Below are 20,952 nucleotides of genomic sequence, written 5' to 3'. Positions count from 1 at the left end.
CTACAGGGAGCTTGATCAGCCGAACGCGGCGACCTCCTCCAAGGACTCCGCGGCCGCCTTCACAATCGTATCGACGTCAGCATCGGTCATCGGCAACGACAGCGCCATCAGGCCATAGCTCGCGACGAAAATCCCGCGATTGAGCAACCCGGCGGTGAAAACGGCCTGGCGCTTCGCTTCCACCTCGCTCGAGTAAGCCGAACGATAATCCCGGACGTTGCGGTCGGTGAAATGAACCTTGAGGAGCGAGCCCAATCCGACTGCGGTCCCGGCAACGCCAGTCTTGCGGAAGGCCGCATTGATGCCGTCGCGTACCGCAGTGCCGATCCGATCGAGGCGTGAATAGGCTGCTGCATCGAGCAACATCATGGCGGCAAGACCGGCGCGCATGGTGACGGGATTGGCCGAGAAGGTGCCGCCGTGCGGGAGCGCCGGTTTGCCGGAAGATGGATCGAACACCGCCATGAACGTCTTGCCGCCGGCGACCGCGCCGACCGGGAAGCCGCCACCGATGATCTTGCCGAGCGTCGTCAGGTCCGGATCGATGCCCCAGAGCCCTTGTGCGCCCTCATAGCCGAGACGGAATGTGATGACTTCGTCGAAGACAAGCAGCGCGCCGACTTCCCGCGTGACCTGACGGAGCGCTTCCACGTAGGCTCGATCCGCCGGAACCAGACCCGCCCGGTTCGGCATAGGATCAACGAGTACACAAGCGAGTTCGGGACCATGCTCGCGGATCAGGCTCACGGCCGCTTCGACGTCGTTGAACGGAATGGTCACGACGTCCGCGAGCACGTTGTCGGGCGTGCCTTTGGCATAGGCTACCGATACCGGGGCGTTGCCTCCCCAAGCCGCGGGTGTCGGGTCGAGGCTGACTTCAGCGTAGTCATAGGAGCCGTGATAAGCACCCTCGCACTTCGCGATCTTCGGGCGACCCGTGTAGGCGCGGGCCGCTTTTAGCGCCATCATTACCGCCTCGGTGCCCGAATTGCAGAAGCGGACATGATCTACGGATGGAAGCCTTGCTGCCAGCAACTCCGCGAGTTCGACTTCGGACTCCGTCGGCATGCCGAAGGCGGAGCCCAGAGCGAGTTGCTTGGTCGCCGCCTCGATCAATGCGGGATGAGCGTGGCCATGGATGAGAGACGTGAAGTTGTTGATGCAGTCGATATACTCATTGCCATCGACGTCCCGGACACGGCAGCCGGCGCCCGAAGCTGCGTAGATCGGGAACGGCTTCATATAGACGGTGGTTCGCGTATTGCCACCCGGCAGGCTCTTGAGCGCTCGTTGATAGAGATCTCGCGATTGAGAATGATTGGCGGGATACATCTTGCCTCCTTGATCCTGGGTTCAGCGCCCCAGATAAGCTTCGCGAACGCGCGCATTGTGCTTGAGTTCGTCTGCCGGTCCTTCCAGCACAATGCGCCCTGTCTCCAGCACATAGGCACGATCGGCGACCGAGAGCGCGAGTACCGTATTTTGCTCCACTACCAGAATGGTCAGACCGGTCTCGCCAATGCACCTGACCTGTTCGTAAACCTCTTCGGCAAGCCGCGGCGCCAAGCCGAGCGATGGCTCGTCGAGCAACAGCAACTTGGGGCGGGCCATCAGAGCACGTCCGATCGCCAGCATCTGCTGCTCTCCGCCCGACAATGACCATCCCAGTTGTCGTCGGCGCTCCTTAAGGCGCGGAAACAATCCAAAGACGCGATCGAGATCGGCCGCAATCGACTGCCTCCAACGGCGCCAGCTGACGGTCGCAAGGGTCAGGTTCTCCTCGACCGACAATCCAGGAAATATCCTTCGGCCTTCGGGCGCCTGCGCAATGCCAGCGGAAACGCGTGCGTCGGTGGGCCATCCGGCGATCGAGCGTCTCTCGAATCTTATGTCTCCCGACGAAACTCGGTTGAGGCCGGAGATCGCATGGAGCAAGGTCGTCTTGCCGGCGCCATTGGCACCGATAAGCGCGACCGTTTCGCCAGCTTCGACCTGGAGGGTCACTCCCTGCAGCGCCACGATATCGCCATGCGCGACCACGAGATCGTTACACGACAGCATGAGCATATCCTTCGCCCAGATAAGCAGACAGCACGGCCGGATCTGCTTGTATCTCCGCTGGAGTTCCCTCGGCGATCTTGCAACCAAAATTGAGAACGAAGATGCGCTCGGCGAGCCGCATGACCATCCCCATATTGTGTTCGATCAGCACCACGGCGAGTCCGTGCATCGCCCGCAACTCCGCCAGGCGATCGATTAGTTGATCGACCTCGCCTGAATTGAGGCCGGCCGCCGGTTCGTCCAGCAGGAGGACGTGCGGCCGGCACGCCAACGCACGTGAGAGCTCCACCATTCGGCGCCGACCGTACGAGAGCGACATAATGGCTTCGTGCGCCACGTCTGCCAATCCCATTTGCTCGATGATCTCCATCGAGAAGTCGCGCAGGTCAGACTCGCTTAGGCGGCCGCGTATCGCCGCACCCGTCATCACGTTTTCTAGCACGCTAAGGCGTGCGAATACCCGTCCGTGCTGGAACGTACGGCCGAGGCCGGCACGAATACGCTTGTTGGTGGCCATCCGCGTGATCGCCTGCCCGGCGAGAAGCACCTGCCCTTCATCTGGCATCGCCAGGCCAGTCAGAACGTTCAACAGGGTGGACTTTCCAGCGCCGTTAGGCCCGATGACAGCGACGAACTGCCCGTTTTTGACGGTCAGATCCACGTCCGCTAACGCAGCGAGACCTCCATAGCGCTTGTGAATGCCTCGTGCTTCCAAGGCGTTCATGACGTCGCCTCCGGAGCGCGAGCAGATGCGAGAAGCGGAGTTTTAGCTGACCGACGGCTCAAGCGTTGGCCGAGGCCAACGAGACCCGTGGGCAGAAACACCAGAATCCCAAGCACCAGCAGGCCGAAGAAGAAGAGGTAGGCGGTACCGAGAAAGCGCAACCATTCCGGCAGAAACGTCAGCAGCACCGCTCCGAGGACAGCACCGACGATTGTGCCTTCGCCGCCGACGATCAACATGGCGAGGTATGTGATCGAGTGCGCATAGGTGAAATCCTCCGGCGCAACGAAGCGCATGTGCAGGGCAAACAGGCACCCGGCAACGGCAGCGCAGATGGCGGAAAGCACGAACGCTTCAATCTTGATCCGCGTCGTATCGATTCCGGTCATCTCGGACGCGATCTCATCATCGCGCACAGCTATCATTTCGCGGCCCAGGCGGGACTTGTGCAATGCGGCCGCGGCGGCGGCGATCAGCGCCAGAACCATAAGCGCAAGCCACAGGAACTGGTGCTCCCCGGAGAAGCTGAACGAGCCAAGCGCCAATCCCGGGATCCGCGCGATCCCGTTGGTCCCCCCTGTCATCGCAATCCAATTGGACGTTACGATATAGAACGACACGTTGAGGCCGAGCGTCGCCAGTGCCAGGTAGTGCCCGCGCAGGCGAAGCAATGGGTACCCGATCAGGCCGGCAGAAATGGCTGTCGCCGCAATCGCTACTGGCGCAGCGAGCCACGGTGACCATCCGCAAGTGGTCGTCAGGATGGCCAAGCCATAGCCGCCCATGCCAACAAAAGCCGCATGGCCAAGCGAGATCAAACCGGCATAGCCAAACGCAAAGTTGAGCCCAATCACCGCGACCGCGGAGATCAGCGAGAGATTCAACAAGCGAAGATGATATTCCGGCAGGACCATACCGGAGATCCCGCCGAGCACAATGATCGCCGTCGCGATCTGCAGGGGAATGCGCATCGCCATCCTCTCAGCCTCGATCCTGAATTTTCTCGCCGAACACGCCTTGCGGACGCACAAGCAGAAAGGCGATCATTATGCCGAAGGAGATCAGATCCTTGTACGCAGACGAGACATACGATGCGCCGAGGACCTCACTCAAGCCGACGAAAAGGCCGCCCACGATCGCTCCCGGCAGGCTCCCAAAACCACCGATGATGGTCGCGGCGAAGGCCTTCAATGCGATCGGATCCCCCATGTTGACGTCCGCGAACCACATCGGGCCGAGCATCAATCCCGCGACGCCCGCGAGTACCGCGGCGAGGATCCATGAGAACGCCAGCAGGCGGTTGACTTTAAGACCCATCAATCTGGCAGCCTGTACATCCTGCGCTACGGCTCGCATGCCCACGCCAACCGAAGTACGATTGAAAAGAAGCCATAGCCCGGCCACCATCACCGCGGTCACCGCGACCACCGCCAGGGCATGCAGGGAAATGATCGCACCCCCAAGCGAAACCGCGCTGTCCTCGACGGGAGATGGCAGCCGGAATGGCCATGATCCAAAGGATAGCAAGGCGGCGTTCTGCATCGTGATGCTGACGGCAACGGTCCCGATGATGATGGTCACTATCGAACCGCGCCGCAGAGGCAGATAAACCGAGACAAAGAACAGGGCCCCGAACAGCGCCATGATGAGGAGCGCCGCACCATAGGCGAAGGGCCATGGCAGCTGCGCGTTGACGAGCGTCGCAACGCCCGCGAACGTTCCAAACATTACAAACTGACCGGCGGCGAAATTGACCACGCCGGTAGCAGAGTAAACGATCACGAAGCCGATCGCAGCGAGCGCATAGACGCTACCGATCGCCAGACCGTTGATGATGAGCTGAACGAAGTCCGCCATGACGTTCCCTGCACGATCCCGGTCTGCGGCCGACTTGTCGGACCGCAGACCAACTCGTTTCGAATGATCAGTTGAGCGAGACAGGTTGGACCAGTTCCAAGGTCTTGGTGCCCGGCTTTGCCTTCACGACCGCGAGGTCGCGAACCCCATTGCCTTTGTTGTCATACGAGTAGACGTGGCCAATGCCCTGCCACCCCTTGACCGAGGACAGCCATTCGCGCAGCGCCTTCGGGTCGGTTCCGGCCTTGCGCATGCCGTCCGCCATCAGCATCGCACCGTCATAATACGCGAGCCCGTAGGGATCTGGATCAACCCCGAATTTCGATTTGAAGCGCTCCACGTAGTCCTTCATCCGGCCGCCGACGCTGACGTCCATGAAGGCATCGACCACGCCCCAGACCCCCTCGAGATCCGACGGCGAAAGAAGCTGCGTCGCCGCGGGCACCAGCGCAGCAGAGGACGTAACGAGCGGCATCTTGAAGCCGAGCTGCTTCGCCTGGCGGAGGACCAGCGCGCCATCCTGCGGATAATTGAAGATCAGAATGGCATCGGCGCCTTTATTGCGGAGACTGAGGAGCTGCGCGGAGAAGTCCTTGTCGTTCTGGCCATAGGCTTCCATGCCGGCGACCGCGATCCCGGCGGCCTCGAAGCGCTTGGCGGCAGTCTGCGCACCGCCCTGACCAAAGTCGTTCTGGATGTAGAGAATTCCGGGCTTCTTTGCCTTGATGACGTCGACTGCGGCCTTCACCATTCCTTCGGCCGAAACGCTGTCCGCCGGACGGATCCGGAACATCCATTCGTTGCCTTTATCGGCCACGACGTCGGCACCGCCGGCATACATCGCCGGTACCTGAACTTTGCTTAGCTCGGGCGCCGTTGCGAGATTCTGCGTGGAGTAGCTCGACAGGAAGAAGAATGCTGGCTTGGTTTCCTGGGCCAGCTTTACGAACGCGTTGACAGCAGTTCCGTTGGACGCCTGCGTGTCCTCGAACACGATCTTGATATGGCGACCGTTGATGCCCCCGGCCTTGTTGATGTCCTCTTCGGCCATGGAAAGGGAGTTTTGATACTGTTTGCCGGTCAGGGACAGTGGCCCCGTCATCGGCACAGTCGCGCCGATCAGGATAGGGCTGCCCTGCTGAGCCTGAGCCACACTCACGAACGACAGCATCGCCGCTCCGATCGTCACGCCGAGACCAGCCTTCCGCGTAATCTTCATGTCGCCTCCTAGAATGAAAAAATCTCTCCATCGCACCCAGCGGATTTCACGAGGGCTTGACAGTCGTTCCGTTTTTCGGAACATAATCCCGAATTATGAAACGGTAAACGGCCGCCTCGCCAGGAGTCAAGCCGTTCATTTTTGCTTGCGTCGCACAAAGATTGATCGGATCACATGCAAATGGATGACAACTCGCCCGGCCCGCTGGCTCGATACATCGACGTGCTCGAAGTGATTGCCGCCTTCCCCGGCGCGATCACGCTCGCCGACGTCTCATCGATCCTCGAACTCCCCAAGACAACCGCACATCGACTGCTGAAAGGGCTGGTTCGATCAGGGCTGGCAGTCGAAGCGGAAGCAGGACGCACCTATTCCGTGGGCGATCGGCTGACGCGTTTGCTTCATGCAAGCGCGGACGATGGCTGGTACGCGTCGCTCGCCGGTCCCCACATTCATGCTTTGACGGAGGCGACCTCCGAGACCTGCTATCTCGCACGCCTCGTTGGGTCGCGCGTCCTCGTAGCCGTTTCATATTCGCCCGATGTGAGGTGGCGCGGATATGTTCAGCCGGGAATCGAGATGCCCGTGAATGCCGCAGCGACTGGCAAGGCCATCATGGCCTTTCAGAGCAAGGAGCTGATCGCTGAGGCCCTTTCAAATGAGCTTCCCAAGCCGACCGTCAATTCGCACACCAGCCGAAAGTGGATTGACCAGGAGTTCGCAAAAGTCAGAAGATCGGGCTACGCCACTTGTATCGGGGAGATCAACGAAGGACTTGCGGCACTTGCGGTCCCCGTCACGCTTTCGGATGGCACAGTCCTTCAATCCGTCGGCATGACCGGGCCGCTTGAGCGCATCATGAACAAGCAGATGGAGGAACGGCTTTCGGCTCTCCGGAAGACTGCAGCAGCTCTCTCGAAAGCCCTATCCCGAGGAATGGCTGTAAATCGTCGGCGTTGAGACTTCGCGACGAAGGGCGCTGCAGCCGCTTTGCCCGCGGCCGAGCCAGAATAACCCTCAGTCGATCGGCGCGCGCCGGGTATGCCAATCCGTCACCGACTGGAAGGCATGCCCGGCGCGGGCGAGCACATCCTCCGATAGATGCGGGCCGACCAATTGCATGCTGAGCGGCAGGCCGTCCGACGCCATGCCATTCGGCAGCGTGATGGTGGGGCTTCCGGAGAAGTCGAACACCGCGGTGAAGCGAAGGATGCTGAGCAGCACAGTCGGATCGGCGCCGTATTCGCCCATCTTGGTCAGCGTTGGGATCGGCACGGGCATGGTGGGAATGAGCAGCAAATCGACCTCACCGAACAAGGCCGCGAGGCTTCCGCAGAACTTCAAGCGCTCGTGATGGATCTGCGCGATCTCGACGCCGCTCATGGATCTCCCCTGCTCGATCAGCTGCGCCAGATCGGGGCCGTACTCCGACTTCCGCGATGGATAGGTCTCAAGATGCGCCTCTGCGGTCTCGATCGAGCACATCGGAATCCACATGCTGACGAGCTTCTCGTATGCGGGGAACTTGATCTCGCGGATGTCTGCGCCGAGCTCCGCAAGCGTGCGTTCAGCTTCCAGCAGCGCGGCGACAACCTGCGGATCGATACCATCCTGGGTGTAGCTGCGGTCCACGCCGATCCGCAAGCCGCGAACGCCGCCGCCAATCCCGGTCAGATAGTCCGGTACCGGCTCCTGCAGCGCCGTGGGATCGTTGACATCGGCGCCCGCGATGGCGCCGAGCATGGCGGCCGCATCCGCCGCGCTTCGGCACATCGGCCCGACATGGTCGAGCGAGTCCGCGAGGGGAAAAACGCCGTGACGGCTGACGCGTCCCCAGGTCGGCTTGATGCCGGTCAGCCCGCAGGTAGCGGACGGAAATCGGATAGAGCCGCCGGTGTCGCTGCCGATCGAACCGAAGCAGAGCCCCGCCGACGTTGCCACGCCCGATCCGCTCGAGGAGGAGCCAACCCAGTATTCGATGTTCCAAGGATTGAGCGGAGCCTGATCGTTCGGATGGTGACTGGTGTAGGCGCCCTCGGTCATCTTCAGCTTGCCGAGCGCGACGGCGCCGGCGAGTTCGAGCCGGTCCACGATCGTCGCGTTGAAGGACGGGATAAACTTGGCGTGGATCGTGGTGCCGCCCGCCGTCGGCGCAAAGGTGGTGTAACAGAGATCCTTTAGTCCAATCGGCACGCCGTGCAGCGGCCCCCGCCAGATGCCTTTCGCGAACTCGGCGTCATGGCGTTTCGCATGAGCCATGGCGCGATCGGCGAGTACGAGTGCATAGCTATGGAACCTGCCGTCGAGCTTCTCAATCCGTCCCAGCATGGCCTCGGTCACCTTCGACGGCAGGAGCTCACCCCGGCGGAACAGCCCGGAGAGCTCTGTGATCGACTTATAGTGAATTGGATCTGCTGACATCTGACAGCCCTGTTGTTATCGGAAATGGCTTCGCCCCGCGTGCCGCGCCCCCGTTGCTGCGTGGCTCCGGATGCGTCTAGAACTGCACGCCGCGCGTGAGCGCACCGTCGATCACGAGGTTGGTCCCCGTGATGAAGCTCGCGGCCTTGCTGGCAAGGAATACCGCACCGTTCGCCATTTCCTGCGGCGTACCCATGCGGCCGGTCGGGTTAAGCGCGAGCGCGGTCTTGTAAAGCTCGGGATTGCCGTCCTTGATCTGATTCCAGACCCCGCCCTCAAAGTAGGTGTTGCCCGGCGAGACCGAGTTGGCGCGAATGCCCTTGCCGGCAAGCTGGAAAGCCAGCCCTTGCGTGTAGTGGATGATCGCGGCCTTGAACGTGCCATAGGGGCCGCTGGCGAAGTCGACCTCGCGGCCCGACACGCTGGAGATGGTGACGATCGCTGCGGCCTTGCTCTTCTCCAGATACGGCATTGCTGCATTGACCAGCCGCACGGTGCCCATCATGTCGGTCGAGAACTCCTTCTCCCAGCTCTCCTCGTCCTGCCCGATCGACAGCGCGCTGACATTGGCGACGACAATATCGATGCCGCCCAGCTTGGAGGCCATATCCTCCACCCAGGCTTTGAGCGCCGGTCCATTGGAGACGTCGACCGAGCTGCCGAATGCAGCGACGCCCTTCGCCTTGATCGCGGTGACTGCGTTGTCGACGTCAGCCTGATTGCGCGCGCAAATGCCCACATTGGCCCCCTCGGCCGCGAAGGTCTCGGCGATCGCCCTGCCAATACCCTTCGTGCCACCAGTGACGAGAACCTTTGCTCCCTTGAGTCCCAGATCCATGTTCATTCCCTCCCAATTGACGCTTGAATACGCCGAAACGGCCTTTCAGAGCAGCAGCTGTTCGCGGACGTTGTCCTCGTTGACCTCGCCGCCGGCCAGCGACTTCGTGATCCTGCCCTTCTCCATGATGTAGCAGCGCTCCGCGATCGCGAGGATCGTGTCCAGGTTCTGCTCGACGAAGATGATGGTCGTTCCGAGCTCGTTCCGGAACGACCTCAGCGCCTCGCAGATGTGCTGGACGATCGACGGCTGGATGCCTTCGGACGGCTCGTCCAGAATCATGAGGGACGGATTGCCGATCAGCGCGCGGCCTATGGCCAGTTGCTGCTGCTCGCCGCCCGACATGGTGCCCGCGGCCTGCCGCCGACGTTCTTTCAGCCGTGGAAAGTATTCATATACGAGCTCCGGCAGCTTCTTGCTGCGCGGGCCACCGATCAGTTCGCCGACCAGAAGATTCTCGTCGACCGTCATCTGTGGAAATACGTCACGCCCTTGCGGGATGTAGCCGAAACCCGCCCTCGCCCGTGCGTCGGCCTCCAGCGCTGTGACGTCCTCCTCCATGAAGCTGATCGTACCGCGCCAAGTTTGTAGCAGGCCGATGAGACAGCGCATCAGGGTCGATTTGCCGACGCCGTTGCGGCCGATCACGCCGACAATCTCGCCGCGCGAGACCGACATGGTAACCCCCTGCAGGATCGGCGTTGCCCCGTATCCGGCCCACAGCTCCGATACGTCCAGGATCCGGTCGGTGGGATTGGGCTTAGTGAGCATGGGTCTTACCGAGATAGATTTCAGCGACCTTCTCGTCCTGCAAGATGCTCTCGAGATTGCCCCGCGCAAAGATCTTGCCGAGATGCAGCACCGTGACGCGCTGCGCGACCTGCCGTACGAAGGCCATGTCATGCTCGACGACGAGCACCGTCATTCCCTCGGCATTGAACGATTTGATCAGCTCGCCTGTCTTGTAGGTTTCTTCCGGCGACATGCCGGCCGTCGGCTCGTCCAGCAGCAGGAGCTGCGGCTTCAGCGCCAGCGCCATCCCGATTTCCAGCCATTGCTGCTGACCATGCGACAGCGCACCGGCGAGTTTGCCGCTGTCCGGTGCGAGGTTGAGCAGCGTCAGCAGGCGATCCTCCTCGGCGATGCGCTCCGCGCCGGACAATCGTTCCTGGAGCGCCGTCTGGATGTTCTGTCGAACGGGCAATTCCTTGAACACGCTCGGAGCTTGCATCTTGATGCTCATGCCCCGCTGCACGCGCGCATAGGGACGCTCGGTCGTGATGTCGACGGTATCGAACAGGATGTTGCCCTCGGTCGGCGGATAGAGCCCTACGATCAGCTTGAACAGCGTGCTCTTGCCGGCGCCGTTGGGCCCGATCAGACAGTGGACCTCGCCCGCATTGACCGTGAGATCGACCCCGGAGACGGCGGTCAGCCCGCCGAACCTCTTGGATACGCCCTTGACTTCGACCAGCGCCACGATCAGGCCTCTTCCGACTGCAAGCGACCGGCCTCCGTGACGACGGCATCGTCACCACGACGTCGGTCGCGCCACCAGTCCGCAACGAGTTTACCGATGCCGAGAACAAAGCCCTGCGGCGCCAGCATCACCGTTGCGAGCAGCAGCGCCCCCATCAGCACGAGCGCGGCCTGCTGGCTGTAGACGGTGATGGTCTGAAAGCCGAACAGCAGCAGGAACGATCCGACCAGCGTCGCCGTCAGGTCGCTCCGTCCGGAGAACGCCACCCATACGATCGGCATCGCAGCCGCAGGGAGGCCGATGCTGGAGGGGGTGATGAACTGCCCCCACGACGTGTAGAGCGCACCGCTCAACCCCGCGAGGCCGCTGCCGATCACGAAGGTCAGAAGCTGATATTTACGGACATCATAGCCCAGCATCTCCGCGCGTTGCGGATTCTCGCGCGTCGCCACGATGACGTTGCCGACGCCCGAATTCAACAGCATCCGCAGCGCCAGATATACAATGACGATCAGCGCGACCAGGACGTAGTAAAGCGCCGATCCCTCGATGTAGAAGTCACCCACGGTCAGCGGGTCCATGCCCTTCATGCCATTGAAGCCGTTCAGCCGCGCCGGACCGATATGCCATTCGGGCCCGGCCGTCTGGCCGAGGAAGAAGGCCAGCACCAGCGTTGCGGACAGCGTCACGATGCCGAAGAATATCCCGTTGATGCCGCCCCAGATCATGAAGTAGCCGAGGATGCCTGCCGCAATCATCGCGAGGGCGACCGAGAGCACGAGCGCGGCGATCGTCGCGGTGCCGCCGCCCATGTTGATCGCGAGCACGCCGTATCCGTAGCCGGCGATGCCGAAGAACAAGGTCTGGCCGAACGAGAGCATGCCGCCATAGCCCCACATCAGGCAGAGGCCGAGCGCCATGAAGATCCAGATCAGGAAGTAGGCGAAATTGCCAACGTCGTAGGAGTCGGCGAACAGCGGGTAAGCCAGCGCTCCCCCCAACACAACGAGGAAGCAGGTCCAGAACATCCTGCCGCGCCCGAGCGTCTGTGGACCTTCCAGCAGCTTGAACATCAACGTTTCCCCCTAGCGCCCACGACGAACCAGCACGCTTGAGAGCCCTTCGGGCAACACGCGAATGATCAGGATGACGGCCACCAGCATGCCGATCTGTCCGATGATCTGACCGTAGCTTGCGTTCAGCGTCATCCGGATCATCGCCAGGAGCACGGCCGCCGGCGCCGTTCCGAGCAGCACGTTGGCTCCACCGATGACGACGGTCACGAAGCTCTCGACCACGAAGGTCGCACCCATGGTCGGGATCAGCGTCATGGTCGGCGCGTACAGCGCCCCACAAAGCCCGGCGAGGCCGGTCCCGATCCCGAAGCTGATTGCATAGATCCTGCCGGTGCGCGCGCCAAGCGCCTTGGCCATCGCCGCATTCTGCATTGTCGCGCGGGCAATCACGCCGAACCGCGTCCTCATGAAGATGATGTAGAGGCCGACCAGCACGGCTACCGCGCAACCGAACAGCACCAGGCGATAGGTCGAAAACGTGTAGCCGCCGATCGCAAAACTTCCCTCGGGCGTTCCGATACCTCGCACGGCGGAGCCGACGATCAGGAGCATCGATTGCGTCACGATGAGACTCAAGCCCCAGGTTGCGAGCAGCGAATCCAGCGGCCGCTTATAGAAACGCCGCACGACCAGGAACTCGACGAGGACACCAATAAGGCCCGCGGTCACTGCGGCCAGGATCTGGGCGATCGCAAGCGGCACGCCGAGGTTCACGAGGCCAACGGTGACGTAGGCGCCGCACATGATGAACTCGCCATGCGCCATGTTGATCACGCCCATCATGCCGAACACGATGGCGAGACCTGCGGCCGAGAGAATGAGGAACGCAAACACGTCGGCAAATTGATAGAATACCGAAAACACTTCAGCCGACATCCTGATCCCCTTGCCGCTCCCGGCGCCGCATCGTTGCGGCGCCGGCCTTGTTCAAGATCGTGACATTCAACACGAGCAAGATCTGTGCCCGAGCATCACGATTTCTTCGGCAGATGGCTCGGCGTGTACTGATCCTTGTCGTTCTTCTTGGTCAGATCGCACCCGATCTCGCCAAGCCAGTAAGGCTGGATCGTTCCATAGTCCTTTTCGACCTTCACCTCGTGCTTGGGCCCGACCGAGATCAGCCGCATGCGATGCGAGGTGTGCTGGCTCTTGGGATCGATGCAGACCTTGCCTTCGGGAGCGTCGATGCAGGCGTCGCCGGTCGCGATCACCTTCCGCATGTCTTCGAGCTTGATCGACTTCGCCTTCTCGACCAGCGACTTGTACATGTAGAGCGCGTTGTAGGCGTTGTACCCCATGTCGTTGATGTAGAGCTCGTCGGGGAACTTGGCGCGCCAGCGCTTCTTGAATTCGGTCGCCTCGGGCGTGTCTATCTCCTCGAACCAGTTCGCGGTCGCATGCATGTTGTTCAGCGCCGGCGGCTTGAACCGCTTGTGCTCGAAGCCAAGCATGACCTTGATCGATGAGCCCATCGGCAGGTTGAGATTGGCCGCCGCTGCCTGCTCGAAGAACGAATCCTGGGCGGCGCCGACATTGATCGTGAGCAGCCAGTCCGGCTTCGCTTTCTGGATGTTCTGGATGGTCTGCGCGAACTGCGACACGCCAAGCGGAATGAACTCCTCGCCGACGACCTGGCCGCCGAGATCCTTGATGATCTTGCGGTTCCACTCTGCCGATATCTGACCGAAGTTGTAGTCGGCGGCGATAACATAGACCTTCTTGCCGAACTTCTCGACCATCCAGGGAATCAGCGTCGAGAATTGCTGCTCGGGCACCGCGCCCATGCTGATCATGCTGGCGTCGCAGACGCCGCCTTCGTACTGGTTGGTGTAGAAGTACGGTGTCGAGGTCCGATTGACGATCGGACGCAGAGCTTCGCGCGAGGCCGAGGTGATACCACCGATGAGCACGTCGACCTTGTCGCGATTGAGCAGCCGGCGTCCGAACTCCTGGTAGCGCGCATTGTCGCCCTGCGGATCAAGGTGGATGAGCTCGATCTGCCGACCCAGGATACCGCCGCTCTTGTTGATCTCCTCAACGGCGAGCTGTGAGCCGTGCAGTTTCGGCATGCCCATGAAGGCAAGATCGCCCGACACGTCCTCGAGCAGGCCGACCTTCAGCGGTGGCTCGGCCGCCTGGGCAAGACTTGTCGATGCCGCCGCGCCAAGCATGGCGCCGAGCAAAACCATCCTTAACTTGCGTCTCGAACTCATCGTGATGTCCCCTCTCATTGGAATCGGTTGGATGTCATGGCTTGAGGTAATTCTTGAGGATCGACGCACCCATCGTGTATTTGGGGTCGACCATGTTGCCGAGGCGCATGCGGCCGGCCTGGCTGAGCAGCATGTAGGCGTCGATCTCGTCGAACCCGTAATCGGCCGCCATCCACCGCACGAGTTCGCGATATGCGATGCGCGCTGCGTCCTCGAGAGGACGCGCGCTTCCGATCGTCATGATGAAATCCTCGGTCTCAAGCCGGGGCCAGGCAAAGCTCCAGTTCTTGATCAGGTCCACCTGCAGCGTGACGGTCGCGCGCTGCTCCAGCGCCACTCCGGAAAGCTCGCCGTCGCCTTGCGTTGCGTGGCAATCACCGACGTAGAGCATTCCGCCGTCGGTATGGACCGGGAAATAGATGATTGCACCCGGAGCGACGTCAGGCAGATCCATGTTGCCGCCGTGATAGTCCGGCTGCAGCGAGGAGATCGCCTCGATCTCAGGCGAGACGCCGATGGTCCCGATGAACGGCTCGTAGGGCAGCGTGAGCTTGTCGTTCCAGCGAATGCCGTTCCTGTCGACATGCAGCCTCTTCACGCGTTCCGGGAGCGGCGGATTGAGCAGCGCGGTCGAACCCGTCCCGACCAGTCCGCCGAATTCCGGAATAATGCAGGTCGTGCCAGCGGGTTGTTCGCCCCGGGTCTCGACGTCGCGGATGTAGATCGCAAGGCAATCGCCCTTCTTGGCCCCCTTCACCGCGATCGGCCCACATTGTGGATTGAGATAAGGGAAGTTGAGCTTGGCGGTGGGACTATCAGTCTCTTTGGTCAGCACGCCGCCAAAAGCATCTTCGGTCTCGACGACGACCACCTCGCCGGGGTCGATCGACAGCGTCGGCTTGGCATAAGGGCCGTAGACGTAGTGGAAACCACCCTGCTGCTCGATCGTCAGACTATGCGTTGCGCCCGCCGCGCCTTTGGCGACAGCGCGCTTGGCCATGATGGACGTCTTCAACCAGTCTTCGGACATGTAATCGGCTCCTCGGCTCAAATCGCGGGATGACGCTTGTGCCAGTCGGTGACGCGCTGGAACGCATCACCTGCACGAACGAGGCCAGCCTCGTCGAAATGGCGGCCGACGAACTGGAAGCCGACCGGACCACCATTCGCCGCGAAGCCGCCGGGCAATGTCACGGTCGGACTTCCCGTCATATCGAAAGGGCACGTGAAGCGAAGCAGGCCGCCGATCAGCGAGGCGTCCTCGCCGAGCGCCGCCATCTTTGAAAGCGTGGGCGCCGCGAACGCCTGGGCCGGGACCGCGATGAGATCGACCGTCTCGAACAGCAGACGCACCGCGCCGCGAAACGCTTCACGCCGAAGCACGATCTTCTGATAGTCCATGCCGGATTGCTGCCGGCCGAGTTCGAGCAGGCCCGCAAGGGCCGGACCATACTCGTCCTTGCGCGCTGGATAGGTCTCCTCGTGCGCCACCGCGACTTCGATGCCACAGAGCGGGAACCAGTCATCGATAGCCGCCGTCGGATCGGGGAACGTGATTTCCTTGATCTTCGCACCGAGATCAGCCGCCACACGCAAAGCTTCGGCCAGCACTTTGGCGGCATCGGCGTCGGTGCCCTCGCTGGTCCATCGCCGATCGATGCCGATCGTCACGCCACGCAGATCTCCGGTCAGACCAGCAAGATAATCCGGCACCGTCAGCGGCACCGACGTCGTATCCTTGGAATCCTGCCCCGCGATCACGCCAAGGATGGCACCGCAATCGACCGCGCATCGCGCCATCGGACCGATGTGGTCCAGCGTCGCCGCGAGCTCGAATGCGCCGTAGCGGCTGACTCGTCCCCAGGTCGGCTTGAGCCCGGTGACACCATTGGCCGCGGACGGGAAACGGATCGACCCGCCAGTATCGGTGCCGAGCGAACCGAAGCAGAGGCCCGCGGCGGTGGCGACGCCGGAGCCACTGGAAGATGCGCCGGGCCACAGATCCGCGTTCCACGGATTTTTCGGCGGGTCGATCTTCGGGTGATGATCGGCGTAAGCGCCCTCGGTCTGCTGCAGCTTGCCGAGGATGATCGCGCCGGCGTCCTTCAATCGTGCGACCACCGTTGCGTCCTCGGTGGGACGGAAGTCGCGGTGGATCGTCATGCCATGGGCCGCAGGTGCACCCTTGGCCCAGCAGAGATCCTTGACCGCAACCGGCACGCCATGAAGCACGCCCTTGATTTTTCCGGAAGCGATCTCCTGTTCGGCCGTAGCGGCATCAGCGAGCGCCGAGTCAGCCATCACATACGCGAAACTCTTCAGCTGGCCGTCGAGCTTCTCGATCCGCTGCAGCATCGCCTTGGTGGCTTCGACCGGTGACAACGCCTTCGCCTGGATCTTCTGCCCGACTTCGACGAGCCCGAGATAGTGGAGGTCTGTTGCCGTCATCGCTCTTCATCCTCTGCTCGACATGACGCACGATCTCCCCCGAGCACGCGTCACCGTTCTGGCGATGCGGACGCATCGCCAGCTTTCCCCGGCGGCAAACGAAAAAAGCCACCCGTCCCTCCCGAATGAGGTGACGAATGGCTCAAATGCCGCGGCTATGATCTGTCGCTTCAGGGTCCGTGATCGAACGAAGCACTTAGTGCAAGGAGCTGGACGTCATCGGCCAGTTCGGCGCACGCGAGGTTCGACAGGTAGCCCTGTATGAGAAAAGTCTAAGTAACTGCCCATCGCATTGTCAACGATGCTGTCTGCCTAAATTTAGAGAGTGCTGCGCAGCAAAGCGGCAAGCCACTTGCCCTTTCGTCGGCGATGATGATTTCATCTCCGCGTTTCCGCGATCGAAAGCCGTCAATGACCAAGCCGTCTGTTCCCGTTGGCATCATCTGCTCACAGTCCGGGCCTTATCAGGCAATGGGCCGCGAGATCCTCAAGAGCGCGATGATGGCAGTCGACGAGATCAACAACCATGCGGAGTTCGAGTTCGCGATCGCACCCCATATTCGCGATCCTCGCGGCATTGTTTCCGAATACCATACGGTGTGCGACGACCTCATCCGCAATGTCGGCGTCAAGCACATCATCGGCTGCTACACCTCCGCCTCCCGCAAACAGGTGCTTCCGATCGTCGAGCGCACCGATCGACTGCTCTGGTATCCCGCCCGCTACGAAGGCTTCGAGTGCTCTGACAACGTGATGTATGTCGGCGCGTCGCCTAATCACAATGTGCTGCCGCTCGTCCGCTACGTGCTCGACAATCTGTCGCGGGAGATCTTCTGCGTCGGCTCCAACTACGTGTGGACGTGGGAGACCAATCGCGTTACCCGTGAATTGGTCAGCGCGGCAGATGGCCATATTCTCGCCGAACGTCTGCTTGAGCTCGGGGAAAGCGCCGTCGGTCACATCGTCGAGGAGATCGTCCGCCGCAAGCCGCCGATCGTGTTCAATACGCTCGTCGGAAGCTCGAGCTACGATTTCATCCGGGCATTTCACGCAGGTACCAAGGCTGCAGGGCTGCAGATTCCCATGCTGAGCTGTAGCCTCTGCGAGCCGGAACTGGCGATCGTCGGGCCGGCGTCGGCCGGCTGCATCACGTCGTCGGCATATTTCGAGAGCATCCGCCTGCCCGAGAATCGTGCCTTCGTCGCGCGCTGGAAGGCGCGCTATGGCGAGGAGAGCAGTCCCTCCGTCGACGGGCAATCCGCCTATGTCGCAGTCTATCTGCTGGCGCGCGCGCTGCAGCGCGCGGCCACGTCCGACATAGCGGAGGTGCGGCGCGCAGCGGCCGGGTATCGCTACAATTCGCCGCAAGGACCGGTGTGGATCGACGGCGGCAACAATCATTGCGTCCTTACACCGCGGCTTGCCGTATCCAATCCGCAAGGGCAGTTTGATATCTTCTGGGAAGCCGACGCGCCTGTTAAGCCTGATCCTTACCTGACGCAGCTCGACGTGGCCGTCAGCCCCTTGAGGGACGCCTCGGCGGGCGTATTGCCGAATGCGCCGCATTTGCGGGTTGTGAAATGAGCAGACCGTCTTCGTTTTCGCTGCGCGGACGCAAGGCACTCGTTGCAATCAAGGACGAGCGCGACGCGACCATCGTGCGGCGCCAGTTCGAGCGTCTCGGGATCGAGGGTGTTGCGTGGACGCCGGCCGAGCCCGTCGGCTTCACACCGGATCTGTCGCTGATCGACGACGAGTTCCTGCCTTTGCTGCAACCGGCGCAACGCGCGTCCCTGGCGCGATCACCTGTCATCGCGCTGCTCGGCACAGAGACCCCGAGCCGTCTGAAACTGGTGTTCGAACTCGACCCCGCTTCATTCCTGATCAAGCCGTTGCGATCAGCAGGCATCTATGCAGCGCTTGTCATGGCATTCGAGCGAAGCGAACGCACAAGCGAACTGAAGCAACAGATTCTCAAGCTGGAGCACCGTTTGAAATCTCGTCGCGTCGTGCTTGCCGCCGTCCTTCAGGTCATGCATTTGCACGCACTCGCCGAGCCGGCGGCCTTTGCGCTGATCCGCAAGGCCGCGATGGAGCAACGCAAGACCATCGAAGAGCTTTCGGCGGAGATTACGGCAAAAGGCATGCTCCCGCGTGCAGCAGGCTAGAGCGCCTTCTGTCGGGGCGGGGGGCAAGCAGCAATCGTCTATGCTGTGCTGCCATCCTTGCCTTTGGATTGTCAGACAGGAAATAAGCCGCAGCACGCGCATCGCGTAGCGCGGCTGACGCCTCGTCTGATTGCTACCCCTCGGCCAAGCCTTGGCCTAAGCTTCTGGCTCGACGCTGCTCCGGCCAAGCGCGGAGCAAGGGTCCGCCTCCAAGCCGAGAACGGGTCGTTCTGCCCTTGCTGCAGTCGTCAGCCGGCTTTCCAAAGCTGACTCGCTGTGCAAATGACGGCGAGACTCTCCTTGATGCCCTCTCAGCGCAATCGGCCGTGAAGGCCGACAGACCTTTCATCTGTGGGTATGGAGCAAGCCTTTGATCTGCCAAACCGGTCAGGTCACGGCAGGAACCGGCCGATGCCTTCGCGGATACAAGCGAGGATTTCGTCCTGCCGCTCCTCAAGACGGGACACCGGCCCGCCGACGCCGAGGACGAGGTTGCGTCCGAAGTCACGCTTTGGCAACAGGACTGCGATCACGCCGGCATCCTGAACGATGATGTGTTTTGAGAACATGTAGCCGTCGCGCCGGATGCCGTTAACGATCTTCATCAACGCGTTCAGTTCGAAGTGCTCCTCCCGCGGGCAAACGGCGTTGATGCGACGCAGGAGCCTTTCAATCTCGACGTCAGTATGACCACTGAGCAGCGTGCGTCCGATTCCGCTGATCGCAAGCGGCCTGACATCCCCTGGCTTCACTTCGAAGCGCAGGCGCTTGCTGGTTTGCAGGGCGTGAATGTATTGTGCATGCAGATCGGACTGTGTGCTGATGCTGACGAGCTCGTCAAGTTTCCCATGGACGAAATCGACGAGCGCAAGGATGGCGCTGTCGCCGAAGAGCCCGGTGTCCAACCATCGGCCCATCTGCGCGATGCGCATCGTCGGCATGTAGGTGCGATTGTAGCTGTCGTAGAACAGATATCCCAGCATCGCCATGCTCTTCAGCAAGGCCGCGGCACTTGACGTCGGATAGCCGCACTTCGTCGCGACTTCCTTCAGGGAAATCGGACGCTTCACATCCTCAAAGTATTCGAGAACTTCGAAGATCCGCTTGGCCGACTTGATGCTGGAATCCATCATTTACACGTAGGTGGAAGTAAATTCCGGGGCGCGGACCAATACCTCGATATACTCAAAGGGCCGCCTGCGCCAAGCCGCAAACTAGAGCCATTCGGCTTCATTCGCAAACCTGTTTTCCATATATATGTAAATAGAACTACATATCTGTAATAGATGGACTCCAGGCCGCGCCGCTCCTAGTGTTCTTTCAGGCCGATAGGCCGCGGCGTCGTGGCCGCTCAAAAAACAAGACGTCCCACCACAGGTGGGCGCGCTGCAGGGAGACGTCATGGAGCCGGGAATGAATTTTTCTGCTGCGATCAACTGATCTCGACAGGTCGTGCACCAGCTCCTCGTCGCCACGTCGAAGCTCCCCGCGACCATTCTCCTTGAGATCACTCATCTCGTTTCACGACGGCGACACTGGCCAGGCCACTGTGCGCAGCGGCGGTAACACCTTCTCAAAACTGAACAGGGATTTGCGGCATGGATTATCGATTGCCTGAAGGCAGCTGCGATTGTCATTTTCACATCTACGGCCCCTTCGATCGGTTTCCGCCCGGAAACGAAGGTCGCTTTACCGCTGCAAAACCATTCACGATCGAAGACGCCTTCGCCATCTGGGATGAGCTCGGTATCACGCGTGGGGTCATCGTTCACGCCGTGGGATCGGGCGAAGACAACGCCGTCACCTACGACGCGCTGCGTCGCTATCCCGACAGGCTTCGTGCCGTCGCAATCCTGCGGCCCGACGTTTCGGATCACCGGCTCGATGAACTCACCGACGCCGGTTTCAGGGCGGTGCGCGTCACCATGATCCGGCAGGACGGCAAACCGGTCTCGACACTCGGCACCAGCTACGACGATCTGGTCAAGCTCGCCCCTCGCATCGCGGAGCGAGGCTGGCATGCTCAGCTCTGGATCGAGAGTTCGGATCTGGCGGCCGCCGCAACCGAGCTCGAGAAGCTGCCGCTGAACTACGTGATCGATCACATGTCGCGGACCATGGCCGACAAGGGGCACGATCATCCGGATTTCCGTGCCTTCACCGATCGGCTGAAGACCGGCCGTTACTGGACCAAGATCTCGGGCGCGGACCGCAACACGCGTATCGGCCGTCCCTATGCGGACACGGCACCTTTCATGCGCGCCATCGTTCAGGCTGCGCCCGATCAGGTCGTGTGGGGCAGCGATTGGCCACATGTCGGCCACAGCGCCGAGACGATGCCCGATCTTCAGGATCTGCTTCGTCTGCTGCACGAATGCGTTCCCGACGAAGCCACTCGCCGAAAGATCCTGATCGCCAATCCTGCGCGTCTCTACAATTTCTGACAG

The 20,952-nt window shown here is 61.5% G+C and carries 21 protein-coding genes; 4 read left to right on the top strand and 17 right to left on the bottom strand.

Annotated features, from left to right (window positions below; genetic code table 11):
• Positions 1–15: 15 nt before the first annotated feature.
• From K408_RS0127385 to K408_RS0127360, 6 genes are all read right to left on the bottom strand, one after another.
• A complete protein-coding gene (locus tag K408_RS0127385) occupies positions 16–1,332 on the bottom strand; it encodes an aspartate aminotransferase family protein (RefSeq protein WP_024342094.1) in 1,317 nt (438 codons plus the stop codon).
• Between the two features lie 21 nt (positions 1,333–1,353).
• On the bottom strand, positions 1,354–2,061 hold the full coding sequence (locus K408_RS0127380) for an ABC transporter ATP-binding protein (RefSeq protein ID WP_024342095.1): 708 nt from the start codon (positions 2,059–2,061) through the stop codon (positions 1,354–1,356).
• Positions 2,048–2,785, bottom strand: a complete 738-nt coding sequence (locus K408_RS0127375) for an ABC transporter ATP-binding protein (RefSeq protein WP_024342096.1) — start codon at positions 2,783–2,785, stop codon at positions 2,048–2,050. Before K408_RS0127375 ends, K408_RS0127380 begins: the two co-directional genes overlap by 14 nt.
• Entirely contained in the window at positions 2,782–3,756 is a 975-nt protein-coding gene (locus K408_RS38845) for a branched-chain amino acid ABC transporter permease (protein WP_162250097.1), read from the bottom strand. Before K408_RS38845 ends, K408_RS0127375 begins: the two co-directional genes overlap by 4 nt.
• Positions 3,757–3,766: 10 nt before the next feature.
• Positions 3,767–4,642, bottom strand: coding sequence for a branched-chain amino acid ABC transporter permease (locus tag K408_RS0127365; RefSeq protein ID WP_024342098.1), 876 nt, complete (start codon positions 4,640–4,642; stop codon positions 3,767–3,769).
• A gap of 67 nt (positions 4,643–4,709) precedes the next feature.
• Complete coding sequence (locus tag K408_RS0127360) at positions 4,710–5,861, bottom strand: ABC transporter substrate-binding protein (RefSeq protein WP_024342099.1); 1,152 nt, start codon at positions 5,859–5,861, stop codon at positions 4,710–4,712.
• 174 nt (positions 5,862–6,035) lie between these two features.
• On the opposite strand from K408_RS0127360, the gene K408_RS0127355 reads away from it, so the two are divergent.
• Positions 6,036–6,821: an IclR family transcriptional regulator gene (locus K408_RS0127355; RefSeq protein ID WP_028146010.1), complete on the top strand. Its 786-nt coding sequence runs from the start codon at positions 6,036–6,038 to the stop codon at positions 6,819–6,821.
• 57 nt (positions 6,822–6,878) lie between these two features.
• On the opposite strand, the gene K408_RS0127350 is transcribed toward K408_RS0127355, so the two are convergent.
• From K408_RS0127350 to K408_RS0127305, 9 genes are all read right to left on the bottom strand, one after another.
• Positions 6,879–8,282, bottom strand: coding sequence for an amidase (locus K408_RS0127350; protein WP_024342101.1), 1,404 nt, complete (start codon positions 8,280–8,282; stop codon positions 6,879–6,881).
• Positions 8,283–8,358: 76 nt separating this feature from the next.
• On the bottom strand, positions 8,359–9,120 hold the full coding sequence (locus tag K408_RS0127345; RefSeq protein ID WP_024342102.1) for an SDR family NAD(P)-dependent oxidoreductase: 762 nt from the start codon (positions 9,118–9,120) through the stop codon (positions 8,359–8,361).
• Positions 9,121–9,165: 45 nt separating this feature from the next.
• Positions 9,166–9,891, bottom strand: coding sequence for an ABC transporter ATP-binding protein (locus K408_RS0127340; protein ID WP_029674454.1), 726 nt, complete (start codon positions 9,889–9,891; stop codon positions 9,166–9,168).
• Entirely contained in the window at positions 9,881–10,600 is a 720-nt protein-coding gene (locus K408_RS0127335) for an ABC transporter ATP-binding protein (RefSeq protein ID WP_024342104.1), read from the bottom strand. Before K408_RS0127335 ends, K408_RS0127340 begins: the two co-directional genes overlap by 11 nt.
• A 2-nt stretch (positions 10,601–10,602) precedes the next feature.
• Positions 10,603–11,673, bottom strand: coding sequence for a branched-chain amino acid ABC transporter permease (locus K408_RS0127330; RefSeq protein WP_024342105.1), 1,071 nt, complete (start codon positions 11,671–11,673; stop codon positions 10,603–10,605).
• A gap of 12 nt (positions 11,674–11,685) precedes the next feature.
• Positions 11,686–12,552, bottom strand: coding sequence for an ABC transporter permease subunit (locus K408_RS0127325; RefSeq protein ID WP_029674455.1), 867 nt, complete (start codon positions 12,550–12,552; stop codon positions 11,686–11,688).
• Between the two features lie 95 nt (positions 12,553–12,647).
• Complete coding sequence (locus tag K408_RS0127315) at positions 12,648–13,865, bottom strand: urea ABC transporter substrate-binding protein (protein ID WP_028146009.1); 1,218 nt, start codon at positions 13,863–13,865, stop codon at positions 12,648–12,650.
• Positions 13,866–13,923: 58 nt separating this feature from the next.
• On the bottom strand, positions 13,924–14,919 hold the full coding sequence (locus tag K408_RS0127310) for an acetamidase/formamidase family protein (RefSeq protein ID WP_024342108.1): 996 nt from the start codon (positions 14,917–14,919) through the stop codon (positions 13,924–13,926).
• A gap of 17 nt (positions 14,920–14,936) precedes the next feature.
• On the bottom strand, positions 14,937–16,337 hold the full coding sequence (locus K408_RS0127305; protein ID WP_024342109.1) for an amidase: 1,401 nt from the start codon (positions 16,335–16,337) through the stop codon (positions 14,937–14,939).
• Between the two features lie 411 nt (positions 16,338–16,748).
• Between K408_RS0127305 and K408_RS0127300 the strand changes: the two genes are divergently transcribed.
• Both K408_RS0127300 and K408_RS0127295 read left to right on the top strand, forming a co-directional pair.
• Positions 16,749–17,921: a transporter substrate-binding domain-containing protein gene (locus K408_RS0127300; RefSeq protein WP_024342110.1), complete on the top strand. Its 1,173-nt coding sequence runs from the start codon at positions 16,749–16,751 to the stop codon at positions 17,919–17,921.
• Positions 17,918–18,505 carry an ANTAR domain-containing response regulator gene (locus K408_RS0127295; protein ID WP_024342111.1) on the top strand — a complete coding sequence of 196 codons (588 nt, stop codon included), beginning with the start codon at positions 17,918–17,920 and terminating at the stop codon, positions 18,503–18,505. The genes K408_RS0127300 and K408_RS0127295 overlap by 4 nt, the downstream gene beginning before the upstream one ends.
• Before the next feature lie 392 nt (positions 18,506–18,897).
• On the opposite strand, the gene K408_RS0127290 is transcribed toward K408_RS0127295, so the two are convergent.
• Together K408_RS0127290 and K408_RS42315 are read right to left on the bottom strand one after the other, a co-directional pair.
• Entirely contained in the window at positions 18,898–19,635 is a 738-nt protein-coding gene (locus K408_RS0127290; RefSeq protein WP_283805289.1) for an IclR family transcriptional regulator, read from the bottom strand.
• A gap of 190 nt (positions 19,636–19,825) precedes the next feature.
• Positions 19,826–20,020 (bottom strand): hypothetical protein, encoded by a 195-nt coding sequence (locus K408_RS42315; RefSeq protein WP_155248698.1) that lies wholly within the window; start codon positions 20,018–20,020, stop codon positions 19,826–19,828.
• Between the two features lie 83 nt (positions 20,021–20,103).
• On the opposite strand from K408_RS42315, the gene K408_RS0127285 reads away from it, so the two are divergent.
• Positions 20,104–20,949: an amidohydrolase family protein gene (locus K408_RS0127285; RefSeq protein ID WP_024342113.1), complete on the top strand. Its 846-nt coding sequence runs from the start codon at positions 20,104–20,106 to the stop codon at positions 20,947–20,949.
• Positions 20,950–20,952 lie beyond the last annotated feature (3 nt).

The organism is Bradyrhizobium sp. in8p8 (assembly GCF_000426845.1).
Taxonomy (GTDB): Bacteria; Pseudomonadota; Alphaproteobacteria; order Rhizobiales; family Xanthobacteraceae; genus Bradyrhizobium; species Bradyrhizobium japonicum_C.
This window is presented reverse-complemented; position numbering and strand designations above follow the sequence as displayed.

Excerpts from the sequence above, each read along its gene's own strand:
- K408_RS0127300 (WP_024342110.1), top strand. The coding sequence starts at position 16,749 with ATGACCAAGCCGTCTGTTCCCGTTGGCATCATCTGCTCACAGTCCGGG.
- K408_RS0127385 (WP_024342094.1), bottom strand. The coding sequence starts at position 1,332 with ATGTATCCCGCCAATCATTCTCAATCGCGAGATCTCTATCAACGAGCG.
- K408_RS0127355 (WP_028146010.1), top strand. The coding sequence starts at position 6,036 with ATGCAAATGGATGACAACTCGCCCGGCCCGCTGGCTCGATACATCGAC.
- K408_RS0127305 (WP_024342109.1), bottom strand. The coding sequence starts at position 16,337 with ATGACGGCAACAGACCTCCACTATCTCGGGCTCGTCGAAGTCGGGCAG.
- K408_RS0127295 (WP_024342111.1), top strand. The coding sequence starts at position 17,918 with ATGAGCAGACCGTCTTCGTTTTCGCTGCGCGGACGCAAGGCACTCGTT.
- K408_RS0127380 (WP_024342095.1), bottom strand. The coding sequence starts at position 2,061 with ATGCTGTCGTGTAACGATCTCGTGGTCGCGCATGGCGATATCGTGGCG.
- K408_RS0127365 (WP_024342098.1), bottom strand. The coding sequence starts at position 4,642 with ATGGCGGACTTCGTTCAGCTCATCATCAACGGTCTGGCGATCGGTAGC.
- K408_RS0127290 (WP_283805289.1), bottom strand. The coding sequence starts at position 19,635 with ATGGATTCCAGCATCAAGTCGGCCAAGCGGATCTTCGAAGTTCTCGAA.
- K408_RS38845 (WP_162250097.1), bottom strand. The coding sequence starts at position 3,756 with ATGCGCATTCCCCTGCAGATCGCGACGGCGATCATTGTGCTCGGCGGG.
- K408_RS0127330 (WP_024342105.1), bottom strand. The coding sequence starts at position 11,673 with ATGTTCAAGCTGCTGGAAGGTCCACAGACGCTCGGGCGCGGCAGGATG.
- K408_RS0127315 (WP_028146009.1), bottom strand. The coding sequence starts at position 13,865 with ATGGTTTTGCTCGGCGCCATGCTTGGCGCGGCGGCATCGACAAGTCTT.
- K408_RS0127345 (WP_024342102.1), bottom strand. The coding sequence starts at position 9,120 with ATGGATCTGGGACTCAAGGGAGCAAAGGTTCTCGTCACTGGTGGCACG.
- K408_RS0127350 (WP_024342101.1), bottom strand. The coding sequence starts at position 8,282 with ATGTCAGCAGATCCAATTCACTATAAGTCGATCACAGAGCTCTCCGGG.
- K408_RS42315 (WP_155248698.1), bottom strand. The coding sequence starts at position 20,020 with ATGAGTGATCTCAAGGAGAATGGTCGCGGGGAGCTTCGACGTGGCGAC.
- K408_RS0127310 (WP_024342108.1), bottom strand. The coding sequence starts at position 14,919 with ATGTCCGAAGACTGGTTGAAGACGTCCATCATGGCCAAGCGCGCTGTC.
- K408_RS0127340 (WP_029674454.1), bottom strand. The coding sequence starts at position 9,891 with ATGCTCACTAAGCCCAATCCCACCGACCGGATCCTGGACGTATCGGAG.
- K408_RS0127285 (WP_024342113.1), top strand. The coding sequence starts at position 20,104 with ATGGATTATCGATTGCCTGAAGGCAGCTGCGATTGTCATTTTCACATC.
- K408_RS0127375 (WP_024342096.1), bottom strand. The coding sequence starts at position 2,785 with ATGAACGCCTTGGAAGCACGAGGCATTCACAAGCGCTATGGAGGTCTC.
- K408_RS0127325 (WP_029674455.1), bottom strand. The coding sequence starts at position 12,552 with ATGTCGGCTGAAGTGTTTTCGGTATTCTATCAATTTGCCGACGTGTTT.
- K408_RS0127360 (WP_024342099.1), bottom strand. The coding sequence starts at position 5,861 with ATGAAGATTACGCGGAAGGCTGGTCTCGGCGTGACGATCGGAGCGGCG.